The sequence below is a fragment of the Variovorax sp. RCC_210 genome, assembly GCF_041355175.1.
Taxonomy (GTDB): Bacteria; Pseudomonadota; Gammaproteobacteria; order Burkholderiales; family Burkholderiaceae_C; genus Variovorax.
The window spans coordinates 1-12,170 of record NZ_JBFUPJ010000025.1 but is presented as its reverse complement, the minus strand read 5'-3'; the positions used below and the strand labels follow the sequence as shown (position 1 = coordinate 12,170).

At 68.8% G+C, this 12,170-nt stretch carries 13 protein-coding genes; 8 read left to right on the top strand and 5 right to left on the bottom strand.

Annotation, left to right across the window (positions count from 1 at the left end):
• Positions 1–99: 99 nt before the first annotated feature.
• The gene (locus AB6807_RS37945; protein ID WP_371088616.1) at positions 100–684 is read right to left on the bottom strand and encodes a nuclease-related domain-containing protein; all 585 of its coding nucleotides are present in this window, start codon (positions 682–684) and stop codon (positions 100–102) included.
• Between the two features lie 228 nt (positions 685–912).
• Between AB6807_RS37945 and AB6807_RS37940 the strand changes: the two genes are divergently transcribed.
• The 7 genes from AB6807_RS37940 (at position 913) to AB6807_RS37910 (ending at position 7,029) form a co-directional block, all read left to right on the top strand.
• Entirely contained in the window at positions 913–1,221 is a 309-nt protein-coding gene (locus tag AB6807_RS37940) for a hypothetical protein (protein ID WP_371088615.1), read from the top strand.
• Positions 1,221–1,832, top strand: coding sequence for an ATP-binding protein (locus AB6807_RS37935; protein WP_371088614.1), 612 nt, complete (start codon positions 1,221–1,223; stop codon positions 1,830–1,832). The genes AB6807_RS37940 and AB6807_RS37935 overlap by 1 nt, the downstream gene beginning before the upstream one ends.
• Before the next feature lie 244 nt (positions 1,833–2,076).
• Positions 2,077–2,790: a response regulator transcription factor gene (locus AB6807_RS37930; RefSeq protein ID WP_371088663.1), complete on the top strand. Its 714-nt coding sequence runs from the start codon at positions 2,077–2,079 to the stop codon at positions 2,788–2,790.
• A complete protein-coding gene (locus AB6807_RS37925) occupies positions 2,787–4,214 on the top strand; it encodes a sensor histidine kinase (protein WP_371088613.1) in 1,428 nt (475 codons plus the stop codon). Before AB6807_RS37930 ends, AB6807_RS37925 begins: the two co-directional genes overlap by 4 nt.
• A 128-nt stretch (positions 4,215–4,342) precedes the next feature.
• Positions 4,343–4,831, top strand: a complete 489-nt coding sequence (locus AB6807_RS37920) for a tripartite tricarboxylate transporter TctB family protein (protein WP_116909199.1) — start codon at positions 4,343–4,345, stop codon at positions 4,829–4,831.
• 28 nt (positions 4,832–4,859) lie between these two features.
• Entirely contained in the window at positions 4,860–6,371 is a 1,512-nt protein-coding gene (locus AB6807_RS37915; protein WP_116909198.1) for a tripartite tricarboxylate transporter permease, read from the top strand.
• Between the two features lie 211 nt (positions 6,372–6,582).
• Positions 6,583–7,029, top strand: coding sequence for a hypothetical protein (locus AB6807_RS37910; protein WP_371088612.1), 447 nt, complete (start codon positions 6,583–6,585; stop codon positions 7,027–7,029).
• A gap of 67 nt (positions 7,030–7,096) precedes the next feature.
• Here AB6807_RS37910 and AB6807_RS37905 read toward each other — a convergent pair whose 3' ends face one another.
• On the bottom strand, positions 7,097–8,743 hold the full coding sequence (locus AB6807_RS37905; protein ID WP_371088611.1) for an ATP-binding protein: 1,647 nt from the start codon (positions 8,741–8,743) through the stop codon (positions 7,097–7,099).
• On the bottom strand, positions 8,740–10,221 hold the full coding sequence (locus AB6807_RS37900; RefSeq protein ID WP_371088610.1) for an ATPase domain-containing protein: 1,482 nt from the start codon (positions 10,219–10,221) through the stop codon (positions 8,740–8,742). Before AB6807_RS37900 ends, AB6807_RS37905 begins: the two co-directional genes overlap by 4 nt.
• 254 nt (positions 10,222–10,475) lie before the next feature.
• Between AB6807_RS37900 and AB6807_RS37895 the strand changes: the two genes are divergently transcribed.
• Positions 10,476–10,655 (top strand): DUF3606 domain-containing protein, encoded by a 180-nt coding sequence (locus AB6807_RS37895; RefSeq protein WP_116909195.1) that lies wholly within the window; start codon positions 10,476–10,478, stop codon positions 10,653–10,655.
• A gap of 58 nt (positions 10,656–10,713) precedes the next feature.
• On the opposite strand, the gene ureG is transcribed toward AB6807_RS37895, so the two are convergent.
• On the bottom strand, positions 10,714–11,364 hold the full coding sequence (gene ureG, locus AB6807_RS37890; protein WP_371088609.1) for an urease accessory protein UreG: 651 nt from the start codon (positions 11,362–11,364) through the stop codon (positions 10,714–10,716).
• Between the two features lie 18 nt (positions 11,365–11,382).
• Positions 11,383–12,057: an urease accessory protein UreF gene (locus tag AB6807_RS37885; RefSeq protein WP_371088608.1), complete on the bottom strand. Its 675-nt coding sequence runs from the start codon at positions 12,055–12,057 to the stop codon at positions 11,383–11,385.
• Between the last annotated feature and the right edge of the window lie 113 nt (positions 12,058–12,170).

Here is a 12,170-nt window from a genome sequence, read left to right as displayed (position 1 = left end):
TGTGTGGTCAGGGTGCTTGTCTCTTGGCGCTCTGCAGTGCGTTCTTTCGGTGTTTTTTAACCCGGCGGCCTGTTCTCACCCCACGAGCAGCAGCAACAACTACTGCAACAACAGAGCCCGAGTAGCGTCCTGTATCTCCAGCAGCCGCTCCACAGTTCGATCGATACCTTCCGCATCCATCAGCCGGTAGGTGCGCGCCGTGCGGCCGTTGTTGCGAACCAGGCGTGCGATGTAGGGCAGGTCTTGCTGGGTGATGACAGCCGCCGGCATCACGCCTTCCAGCTCGACGCCTTCGCACGGCAACAGCACGAAGTACTGGAGCCGCAGGTCGTCGGGCAACAGGCTGCGCAACTGCGTCGTCTTGCGTCCGCCCTGCCACGCCGGGTCTTTCACCTCGCGCGCGCTCTTGCAGCCGTTGATGCGCAGGAACCAGCGGGGTGGCGACTCGTCGGACTTCTCCCGGTAGACGAAGGCGTTGCGCCAGGCCTTGATCTCGAACAGGTACACGCCCGTCTCGCAGACCAGCACCGCGTCGATGCGGGCCGTGCGCGCCGCATGCCCTTCGGGCATCGGAATGACGAGGTTGCGAAGAATGCGCAGGTGCGAAAAGGTGGGGCTGAACGCGCTGGCGAGCTGCTGTACGCCCAGCGTCGAGGCAGTGTCGCTGTGCAAGGCAATGGTCATTGGGGGGCTCCTTCGGTTGCGGAGCATCGCGCGGCTTTTGGGAGATTTTTCGTACGAGGTGTTTTCACGGCGAGTGCACGTGCATGCGCTTCACCGCCACTTCACATGCGCGCCCGCAACTTTTTCTGCGAACACGCGGCGTTCTCAAGATTCCTCCGAATTTGGACGAGAGCATGCGTGTCGGCGGCTCGATGAAGAGCAGCCCGCAACGCCACAACGAGTTTTTCAATGAACCGAATCCCGATCCGTTTTCTTGCAGCCGCGCTGGCGGCCGGCAGCCTCGCGGGCTGCATCGTGCTGCCCCCGCCACCCATGCCCTACCGTCCGCCGCCGCCGGGCTGGCGCGGCGAACCGCCGCCGATGGCCGGACCGCAGATGCCTTATGGCCCCGTGGGTGGCCCACGCAGGCCGCCGTCGCCCGAATGGCGCGAAGGCTGCGGAGGCTCCGAGGACCGACGCGGCCCGCCCGGCCCCGGCAACGACTGCGCACGCACGGCGCCGGGCGAACCCGAGGCGCCGCCTCAAGGGGCTCGCTGATGGCGGCCGCGGGGCAACTGCAAACCGGCAACCTCGGCGTGGTCATTGCCAGCGTGATCGCGCTGGGGCTCGGCGGCGTGGCGTGCCTGATGGTGTCGCTGTTCCTCGCCAACCTGCGCCAGGGCGCGAAGGCGCGCGAGCTGGCCGCGCAAGCCCGGCAGCACGCGCGGCAGCGGCTGGAAGACAGCCGCGTGCAAGACCTGCGGCCGCTGCTCGATGCGGCGTCGTGCGAGGCAGGCGGCAAGCCGCTTCGCGTTGACCTCCACTTGCCGCCGCAAGCCGTGCCCGTGCTCGCGATAGAGACCGAGCTGCGTGAGCTGCTCGCCAAGGTCACGGCCTATGCGGCCAGCGTGATGCATGCGGGGGCCACGCTGCAGGTGCGCGCGCACACCGAAGGCGAGCAGGCGGTGATTCATTGGCACGACCTCGATGCCGTCGATGCGCGGCCACCGCTCGCGCGCTTCTTCGACAGCGCGCACGCCGCGGCGGCGCTTGCGAGCGCCAGGGCGTGCGAGCGCATTGCCAGCGGGCACGGAGGGCGCATCTACTCGGCGCCGGACGCGGGCGGCGTGCTGGGGCTGACGTTGCGCTTGCCGTTGCTGCAGGCGTAGCGGACTCCAGCTTCGGCGCGGGCCCCGGCCCAGGCCAACATGGACAAACGGTAATGAAACCCCTGCGCTTTCTCTGCTTCAATCGCGGCTAGGATGGCCCCGGCGGCACCCGGATGGACGGTGGGCCGGCCGACTCCATCGCCATGAGCATCCGAACGCAGTCACTCCCCGATCTTTCTTCCCTCCCGGCCCGTCCCGTTGTCCCGCGCCGGGGCATGGCGCCGGCGTGCTAGGCGCCACCGCCATGTGGCGCTGCCTCATCGTGGAGGACGACGCCGACAACGCGCGCTATATCGCCGAGGGCTTCCGCTCGCTCGGCCATGTGGCGGTGATCAGCCGCGACGGCGCCGACGCGCTCGCGCGCGCCACGGGCGAGTCGTGGGACCTGGTCATCCTCGACCGCATGCTGCCCAACGACGTGGACGGGCTTTCGATCCTCTCGACGATGCGCGCCCTCGGCAAGAAGACGCCGGTGCTGGTGCTCAGCGCACTGAGCGCGCTCGACGAGCGCGTGCGCGGCCTGAAGGCCGGCGGCGACGACTACCTGGCCAAGCCCTTCGCTTTCTCCGAGCTCGCCGCGCGCGCCGAGGCGCTGGTGCGGCGCTCGCGCACCGGGCCCGAGATCCGCACGCTGCAGCTGGCCGACCTCACGCTCGACCTGGCGCGCCGCCACGTGGAGCGCGCCGGCCGGCCCATCGCGCTGCAGCCGCGCGAGTTCAGGCTGCTGGCGTACCTGATGATGCATCCGGGCCAGGTGGTCACGCGCACCATGCTGCTGGAGGCGGTGTGGGACTACCAGTTCGACCCGCAGACCAACGTGATCGACGTGCAGGTGAGCCGCCTGCGCGGCAAGCTCGACGCGGGCGGCGCGCCCACGCTGATCCACACGGTGCGCGGCGTGGGCTACACGCTGGCCCCGCCGGAACAGCAACAACAACAGCAACAGCCACCGCAATGACCCAGGCCCTGCGCCAGCTGTGGCGCTCGGTGGGCTTCAGGCTCGCCTTCTACTACGGGCTGCTGGTGGCCATCACCATGCTGGCGGCGCTGGCCATCGTGTACATGCAGACGGTGGGCGTGCTGCAGCAGCGCATGGTGCGCCAGGTGGCCGCGAGCATGCAGCAGCTCATGGTGCGCTACGACGCGCGCGGCGCCGACGGCGTGGCGGGCGAGATATCGAACGCGCTGTCGGACGGGCGCAACTCCGACAACGAGATCTACCTGCTGACCGACCGCGACGGCAACAAGCGCGCCGGCAACCTCGACCAGATGCCCTCGGCCGCGCCCGACGCGGGCGACGGCGTGCACCGCCGCGTGGTGCGTGCGGGCCAGACGGTGGTGGCGTACATCGTGATCCGCCACCTGCCGGACGGCGGCCAGCTGGTGGTCGGCCATGACCTGCGCGACCAGGAGTCGATTGAGTCGCTGGTGGCCAGCGCCAGCGCGGCGGCGGGCATCGTGGCGGTGCTGCTGCTGATCGGCGGCACCTTCGTGTTCCGCCAGGAGCTGGAGCGCAGCGTGGGCGCGGTGCGCCGCACGGCCGCGCGCATCGCGGCCGGGGAGCTGCAGGAGCGCGTGGCGCCCTCGGGGCAGGAGGACGAGTTCGCGCTGCTGGAGCACGACATCAACGCCATGCTCGACCGCATCCAGTCGCTGATGGACGGCGTGCGCCACGTGTCCAACACCATTGCGCACAACCTGCGCACGCCGCTCACGCGGGTGCTGGTGCGGCTGCGCACGGTGGAGGAGGCGCTGCAGGCGAAAGAGGGGCGCGACCCGCTAGGCCCGCAAGGCCCGCACGATCACCCGCAGCGCGAGGCCGTGGCCACCGCCATCCGCGAGCTGGAAGAGCTGGCCGTGGTGTTCGAGAAGCTGCTGCAGATCGCCGAGGTCGAGGCCGGCGCGCGCCGCCAGCAGTTCGCCCCCGTGGCGCTGCACGTGATTGCCGACGACGTGGCCGAGCTGTACGAGGCGGTGGCCGAGGCGCGCGGCATCATGCTGCTGCGCGAGCCCGCAGACATGGCCGTGGCGCTGGGCGACCGCGACCTGCTCGCGGGCGCGGCGGCCAACCTGCTGGACAACGCGCTGAAGTACGCCGGCAATGCGATGGAGGGCGGCACCGGCGCCACGGTGCGCATCGGCACGCACACCGTCGACGGCCGCGCGCAGCTCTTCGTGCAGGACAACGGCCCCGGCATTCCCGCGGCCGAGTACGAGCGCATCGGCGTGCGCTTCCACCGGCTGGACCGCAGCACGCCGGGCCACGGCCTGGGCCTGGCCAGCGTGCAGGCGGTGGTGGCGCTGCACGGCGGGCGGCTGCAGTTCGCCGATGCGCGCCCGGGCCTGCGCGCGTGCATCGACCTGCCGATGGCGGACGACTGAACGCACCACGCGCGCCGGCCACATTGCCGAACGGCAATGTGTTGGTCATACACAGGAGCGCCCCGAATTCCTAGGATCGCTCGGCGCACAACCTGTGCCGATCAACGCAGTTCCAGGAGACATCAACGGTGAGAATCAAGAGTCAGAGAGACTTCTGCTCGGGCGTGCTTTTCAGCGCCTTCGGCGTGGCCTTCGCATGGGGCGCCACGACCTACAACGTGGGCTCGGGTGCCCGCATGGGGCCCGGCTACTTTCCCCTGATCGTGGGCATCCTCATTGCCCTCATGGGCGTGGCCATCACGCTCAAGGCGCTCAGCGTCGAGACGGAAGACGGCGAGCCCATCGGGCGCATCGCATGGAAGCCGCTGGTGTTCATCATCGGCGCCAACCTCATCTTCGGGGTGCTGCTGGGCGGGCTGCCGAGCATCGGGCTGCCGTCGATGGGGCTCATCGTGGCCATCTACGCGCTGACCTTCATCGCCAGCCTGGCGGGCGACAACTTCGGCTGGAAGGGCGTGACCGTGCTCGCCTCCATCCTCGCGCTGGGCAGCTACCTGGCCTTCGTGGTGGCGCTGAAGCTGCAGTTCCAGGTGTGGCCGACCTTCATCGCGGGCTGATTCACAGAAGAACAAGAAGACAAGACACATGGACCTGATTACCAACCTCTCGATCGGCTTCGGCGTCGCCTTCACGGCGCAGAACCTCGTCTACGCCTTCGTCGGCTGCCTGCTGGGCACGCTCATCGGCGTGCTGCCGGGCATCGGCCCGGTCGCGACCATCGCGATGCTGCTGCCCGCCACCTACGCGCTGCCGCCCGTGTCGGCGCTGATCATGCTGGCCGGCATCTACTACGGCGCGCAGTACGGTGGCTCGACCACCGCCATCCTGGTCAACCTGCCGGGCGAGTCGTCTTCGGTGGTGACCGTGATCGACGGCTACCAGATGGCAAGAAAGGGGCGCGCCGGACCGGCGCTCGCCGCGGCCGGGCTGGGCTCGTTCTTCGCGGGCTGCGTGGGCACGCTCATCCTGGCCGCGTTCGCGCCGCCGCTGACCGAGCTGGCCTTCAAGTTCGGCCCGGCCGAATACTTCTCGCTGATGATCCTGGGCCTGATCGGCGCGGTGGTGCTGGCCTCGGGCTCGCTGCTGAAGGCGATCACCATGATCCTGTTCGGCCTGGCGCTGGGCCTGGTGGGCACCGACGTGAACTCGGGCGTGGCGCGCTACAGCTTCGACATTCCGGAGCTCACCGACGGCATCGGCTTCATCGCCATCGCCATGGGCGTGTTCGGCTACGGCGAAATCATTGCCAACCTGGCCGTGCCCGAGCATGAGCGCGAAGTGTTCACCGCCAAGGTGAAGGGCCTGTGGCCCACCAAGCAGGACTTCAAGGACATGACGCCCGCGGTGCTGCGCGGCACGGCGCTGGGTTCGGCGCTGGGCATATTGCCCGGCGGCGGCGCGCTGCTGTCGGCCTTCGCGGCCTACACCATCGAGAAGAAGATGAAGCTCAAGGCCGGCGAAGTGCCGTTCGGCAAGGGCAACATCCGCGGCGTGGCGGGCCCCGAGTCGGCCAACAACGCCGGTGCGCAGACCTCGTTCATTCCGCTGCTCACGCTGGGCATTCCGCCCAACGCGGTGATGGCGCTGATGGTGGGTGCCATGACCATCCACAACATCCAGCCGGGCCCGCAGGTGATGACCAGCAACCCCGAACTCTTCTGGGGCCTGATCGCCTCGATGTGGATCGGCAACCTGATGCTCATCGTGCTGAACCTGCCGATGATCGGTATCTGGATCAAGCTGCTGACCATTCCCTACAAGTGGCTGTTCCCGTCGATCGTGCTGTTCTGCGCGGTGGGCGTGTACTCGGAGAACAACAACACCTTCGATGTGTGGATGGTCGCCATCTTCGGCATCGTGGGCTACCTGTTCCTGAAGCTCAAGTGCGAGCCCGCGCCGCTGCTGCTGGGCTTCATCCTCGGGCCGATGATGGAAGAGAACCTGCGCCGCGCGCTGCTGCTGTCGCGCGGCGACTGGAGCGTGTTCGTCACGCGGCCGCTGTCGGCCGGGCTGCTGGTGGTGGCGGGCCTGCTGCTGGTGATCGTGCTGCTGCCTTCGGTGAAGGCGAAGCGGGAAGAGGCCTTCGTCGAGGAGTGACGGGCATCGAAAGGGCGCTGAAAGCCTCTGAAGCCTCAAGAGCATCTGCAGGGTGAGAGACCCGTCGCGGCGGCACCATGGAACTCCGGGTCATACTCGCGGTCCCATGGTTCCGCCGCTTTTTCTCTCGATGCCGAACGTGCGCCCCTTCGCCTTGCCGACCCTTCTTCGTGCCCTCGCCGCCGGCGCAGCGCTTCTTGCCGCAGGCGCCTTGCATGCCCAGTCCCTGCCGCCGGGCGTGCGCCTGGGCATGTCGGCCGAGGAACTGCAGGCCGCCGTGCCGGCCGCGCAACGCGTGCCGCGGCCCCAGCGCCTGAGCGGCGGCCTGGTCGGCAACTGGCACGGCGCGCCGGTCGAGATGGCGGGCCTGCTGTTCGAGCCGACCTTCTTCTTCGCGGCGTCGGAGCTGCGCCGCGTCGAGTACGTGGCCACGGCGCAGGCCACGCCGGACAACGGCGCGTCGGCCTTCGCGGCGCTCGTGCAATGGGGCCGCGGTGCGTTCGGCGCCGAGCTTGCGTCGCGCGACCCCGGTAGTGCCTATGCGGCCTGGGTGAGCAACGACACCGACGTGTATGTGCAGCAGGTGAGCGACCCGCGCCGTGCCAGCGTGCGCCTGGTGTACAAGGCGCGGCAGCTGCGCGACGGCAGCGAACTCTGAAAAAGAAGGGCCACAGTGGCCCTTCTTTCGCATTCGCGGCTTCTTCAGGATATTGGAGCTATGTGCTTCAACCCGCTTCGCGCGACGCCAGCTTGCGCAGCACGCCTGAAAGCTCCTCGACGTCCACGGGCTTCAGCAAGTGGTGGTCGAAGCCGGCGCGCGCAATGCGCAGCCGGTCGTCGGGCTGGCCCCAGCCGGTGAGCGCGACCAGCCCCATGCCATGCAGTTGCGGGTGCGCGCGCAGCCGCCGCGCCAGCTCGCAGCCGTCCATGCCCGGCATGCCGATGTCCAGGATGCCGAAAGACGGGCGAAAGCTCTCGGCCTTTTCCAGCGCCTCGGGGCCGCTGAAGGCCACCGCGGTCTGCGCGCCCAGCAGTCCGAGCAGCGCCGCGAGCGACTCCGCCGCGTCGCGGTTGTCGTCCACCACCAGAATGCGATGCATCGAGGCGATGGCCTCTTGCGCCGCGTCGGCCTTCTTGCCGGCGCGCACGCTGTGGTCCAGCAGCGGCAGCGAAACGATGAACTCGCTGCCCTGGTCGGGCCCCTCGCTGCGCGCGGCGACGGTGCCGCCATGCAGCTCGACCAGGCTCTTCACCAGCGTCAGGCCGATGCCAAGGCCGCCCTGCGCGGCGCGCGCCGTGTCGCTCACCTGCACGAACATGTCGAAGATGGCGCCGAGCATGGCCTGCGGAATGCCCGCGCCGCTGTCCTTCACGCGCACCACCGCGTGGCCCTGGTCGTCGCGCTCGACGAACACGTCGATGCGCCCGCCCTCCGGCGTGTACTTGGCGGCGTTGTTCAGCAGGTTGGAAAACACCTGGGTGAGGCGCACGCTGTCGCCCTCGACCGCGAGCGAGCTGTCGGCCATGTGCAGCGTGAGCGTGTGCTTGCCCGCGTCCATCAGCGGGCGGCTGAGCTCGACCGCGCCGCGAATGACCTGGTCGAGCGCGAGCTCGGCGATCTGCAGCTCGATCTTGCCGCGCGTGATGCGCGACACCTCCATCAGGTCGCTCACCAGCCGCACCATGTGTTCCAGCTGCCGGCCCATGAGCTCGTAGTAGGGCAGCGCGGCCTCGGGCGCCAGCGCCTTGCGCTTGAGGATGGCCAGCGCCGTGCTCAGCGGCGCCATCGGGTTGCGCAGCTCGTGCGCCAGCGTGGCGAGGAATTCGGTCTTGCGCTTGTCGGCCTCGTTGAGGTCTTCGAGGATGCGGCGCAGCTCGTACTGCCGCCGCCGCGCGCGCAACGCGCTGCGCAGCGCGCTCACCAGCGAGGCCACGCGAATCGGGCGCTCCAGCACGGTGACGTTGGCCGTGCCTTCCATGGCGGTGGCGATGGCGCGCGAGTCCGCGCCCTGGCGCGCCAGGATCAGCACCGGCAGGTCGGACCACGGCGGCTGCGCGGCCACCGCGGCGGCGAGCTCGGTGGCGCCGTTGCCGGCGAGCACTTCCTCGGACACCAGCAGCGCACCCGCGCCATGGCCGATTTCGCGCAGCAGCGCAGGCAGGTTGGGGCACACCTGGGTCTCGATGCCGGCGTGCGAGAGCACGGCGGAGGCCATCACTGCGTCCTTGGCGGTGGCGGTTCGCATCAGCACGCGAAGCTGGGGTTCGCGCAGCTCGGGTTCGCGAGGCAAGGCGTCGCGAGACAAGGTGTCGCGCTGCGGGGTGTCGCTCGGCGGCTTCGCGGCCGCCGGGTGCGTGGTCGTGTCAGTCACTGCGGAGGCGTGGCGATGCCGTCGATCGGCACCGGCACACCGGTCAGGATGCCGCGGAAATGGCGCAGCGGCTCGCCCACGTTCAGGCCCGTGGTGTCCATCGAGAACGCGCGAATGGAGCGCTCGTGCGCGCCACCGCGCTTCTTGAGCACCGAGATCGCCTGGCGCACCTCGCCGTCGGCCTCGAAGTAGCGCAGCAGCACCACGGCGTCGGCCAGGTAGCTGGCGTCGACCGGCGTCTGCATCTGCATGCCGATCAGCCCGTGCTGCGCGCCGACCAGGATGGTCGCCACGCCCGACTGCCCGAGGTACGTCAGCAGCTCGTGCAGCTGCACGATCAGAAAGCGCTCGTCGGGCATCGCGTTCAGGTAGCCGTTCAGGCTGTCGATGACCACCACCTTCGCGCCATGCTCGGTCACCGCCAGGCGAATCTCGTGCACCAGCTCGCCGGGCGAAAGCTCCGCCGGGTCGACCTGCTTGATGCGGATCTGGCCCGACTGCAGGTACGGGTCCAGCGTCATGCCCAGGCCCGTGCAGCGCGTGCGCAGGGTGTTGACGCTCTCGTCGAAGATGAAGAGCGCGGCCGACTCGCCGCGCTTGGCGGCCGCGATGGCGAACTGCACCGCGACCGACGACTTGCCCGTGCCGGGCGCGCCCACCAGCAGGGTGCTGGTGCCGTTCTCGAGCCCGCCGCCCAGCAGCGCGTCGAGTTCCTCGATGCCGCTGGGCAGCTTGGTGAGCGCGGCGTCGTTCACGTGCTCGGCCGCCACCAGGCGCGGAAACACCTGCAGCCCGCCGCGATGGATCTTGTAGTCGTGGTAGCCGCCGCGAAACGACTGGCCGCGGTACTTCACCACCAGCAGGCGGCGGCGCGACGCGCCGTAGTCGGAGTTCGACTGCTCCAGCCGCACCACCGCATGCGCGATGCTCTGCACCTGCAGGTCGTGCTCGGTGGCGGTCATGTCGTCGAGCAGCAGCACCGTGCACTGGCGGCCCGCGAAGAACTGCTTGAGCGCCAGGATCTGCCGCCGGTAGCGCAGCGAGGTGCCCGACAGCAGGCGCAGTTCGGAGAGCGAGTCGAACACGATGCGCGAGGGCTTCAGCGCCTCCACGTCGCTCAGGATGCGCAGCGTGGTTTCGCTGAGTTCCACCTCCGAGGGGTGGAACATGGTGTATTGCTCTTCGGGCTGCAGGCTGTCCTGCGTGGGCAGCATCTCGCGCACATGGATGCCCGACACGTCCCAGCCGTGCGAGGCGGCCACGCCGCGCAGCTCGGTCTCGGTTTCAGAGAGGGTGACGTACAGCACCGACTCGCCGCGTGCCACGCCTTCGAGCAGGAACTGCATCGCGATGGTGGTCTTGCCGGCGCCGGGTGTGCCTTCGAGCAGGTACAGGCGGTTGGGCTCGAGGCCGCCGCCGAGCACGTTGTCCAGCCCGGGCACGCCGACGCTCAGCAGTCTGTGGGAGTCCGGCGCCATGTTGCTCCTCCGTGATGAGAATCGTGGTTAGAAAAAGGTTTGATACCAAATTCAATCATCGAAGCAACGTGGCGCGTGCAGGACGGCGCCGCGTGGCGCGGCGCGCGGCGACGTGTCAGGGGCGGGTGGCGGAGTTGTCCTGCACCGCGCGTCGGAATCGTCCGGCTGGCGGGCGGGGGAGGGCGTGGACACTGCCCTTCCGGCCCTGGCCGCACCCTCACACCCCTCACTCTTTAGCTCTTCAGGAGAAGACGATGCGCGAAGACACCGAGATCCGCATTCCCCAGGACGATGAACGGATCGACGTCACCGATCTGAAGGAAGTCGACTACTGGACCCAGTGGTTCGGCGTGAGCGAGGAGCGGCTGCGCACCGCCGTGGCCTCGGCGGGCACGGTGAAGGACGACCTGCGCATCTATCTCGGCCTGCCCTGAGCCGGTCGGCCCGACGGGCCTGTGAGCCGGGCTGGCCTCTGCGTTCAGAGGCGCTGTTTCACCCTGCGGCCAGCATGCCGCGCTCTTCGATGAACGCCACCACCTCGGCCACGCCCGTGTGGGTCTTCAGGTTGGTCATCACGTAGGGGCGCTGGCGGCGCATGCGCTGCGTGTCCTGTTCCATCACGTCGAGGTTGGCGCCCACGTAGGGCGCGAGGTCGGTCTTGTTGATCACGAAGAGGTCGCTCTTGGTGATGCCCGGGCCGCCCTTGCGCGGAATTTTCTCGCCAGCGGCCACGTCGATCACGTAGATCGTCAGGTCCGACAGCTCGGGGCTGAAGGTGGCGGCGAGGTTGTCGCCGCCCGACTCGACGAACACGATGTCGGCGTTCGGAAAGTCTTCCAGCATGCGGTCGATGGCCTCGAGGTTGATGGAGGCGTCTTCGCGGATCGCGGTGTGCGGGCAGCCGCCCGTTTCCACCCCCATGATGCGTTCGGCCGGCAGCGCGCCGGCCACGGTCAGCAGGCGCTGGTCTTCCTTGGTGTAGATGTCGTTGGTGATGGCGACGAGGTCGTACTTGTCGCGCATCGCCTTGCAGAGCATTTCGAGCAGCGTGGTCTTTCCCGAGCCGACCGGGCCGCCGATGCCCACGCGCAGCGGGGGCAGTCTCTTGGTGCGATGGGGAATGTGGTGCAGGGCGGAAGTCATGTCGGGGGTCCGTTCGGTTCAGCTTCGGAAGAGGCGGGAATATTGTGTTTCATGGCGCGCCGAGAGCACGGCCAGCAGCGGGGCGAAGGCTTGCCGCTCGTCGTCGCCCAGCGCCATGGCGCGGGCCACGGCGTCGGGAATTTCCTGCGACAGCCGCCCCAGGATGCGCTGCCCCGCGCTCTGGCCCAGCGGCACGGCCTTCACGGCCGCCGCCACCATGTTCTCGGCCCAGCCGAAGGCAAAGGCCAGGCAGCCGTCGTGCACGCTGGCGTCGGTGCGGCTCACCGCGAAGGCGAAGGCCACGGGGTAGGTGGCGGGCAGGCCGGCGAAGACTTCGGCCGTGTCGGCGTGGTGCAGCTTGAGCCACTCGACGAAGGAGCGGCCCATCTGTTCGGTCTGCAGGAAGAACTCGGCGGATTCGCGCGTGTTCATCACCCACTGGTTGAGTTCGCGCACGCGCTGCATGTCGTTGGCGCGCCAGGCGCCGACGGCCTGTGCGAACAGCGCGAGGTCGCCGCGCGCGAAGCTCAGGTGCAACTGGTCTGCCAGCCATTCGGCGGCGCGCGGTTCTGAATCGATGCCCGCCCACTCGACTGCGGCCTCGACGCCTTCGGAGTACGAGAAACCGCCGACCGGCAGGGCGGGGGAGGCGAGCCAGATGAGTTGCAGGAGGCTGTGGGGGCCTGGGGTCATGTCAGGTGCGGCTTGCGCTGTTGGCACTGTTTTCATGGCGTGTGAACAGGCCGCCGGGTACTTCCCTCCGCGAATGTCCCCCGCTTCGCTCCTCCTTTATTTCGCTGCGGGAA

Excerpts from the sequence above, each read along its gene's own strand:
- AB6807_RS37945 (WP_371088616.1), bottom strand. The coding sequence starts at position 684 with ATGACCATTGCCTTGCACAGCGACACTGCCTCGACGCTGGGCGTACAG.
- AB6807_RS37940 (WP_371088615.1), top strand. The coding sequence starts at position 913 with ATGAACCGAATCCCGATCCGTTTTCTTGCAGCCGCGCTGGCGGCCGGC.
- AB6807_RS37935 (WP_371088614.1), top strand. The coding sequence starts at position 1,221 with ATGGCGGCCGCGGGGCAACTGCAAACCGGCAACCTCGGCGTGGTCATT.
- AB6807_RS37930 (WP_371088663.1), top strand. The coding sequence starts at position 2,077 with ATGTGGCGCTGCCTCATCGTGGAGGACGACGCCGACAACGCGCGCTAT.
- AB6807_RS37925 (WP_371088613.1), top strand. The coding sequence starts at position 2,787 with ATGACCCAGGCCCTGCGCCAGCTGTGGCGCTCGGTGGGCTTCAGGCTC.
- AB6807_RS37915 (WP_116909198.1), top strand. The coding sequence starts at position 4,860 with ATGGACCTGATTACCAACCTCTCGATCGGCTTCGGCGTCGCCTTCACG.
- AB6807_RS37900 (WP_371088610.1), bottom strand. The coding sequence starts at position 10,221 with ATGGCGCCGGACTCCCACAGACTGCTGAGCGTCGGCGTGCCCGGGCTG.
- AB6807_RS37895 (WP_116909195.1), top strand. The coding sequence starts at position 10,476 with ATGCGCGAAGACACCGAGATCCGCATTCCCCAGGACGATGAACGGATC.
- ureG (WP_371088609.1), bottom strand. The coding sequence starts at position 11,364 with ATGACTTCCGCCCTGCACCACATTCCCCATCGCACCAAGAGACTGCCC.
- AB6807_RS37885 (WP_371088608.1), bottom strand. The coding sequence starts at position 12,057 with ATGACCCCAGGCCCCCACAGCCTCCTGCAACTCATCTGGCTCGCCTCC.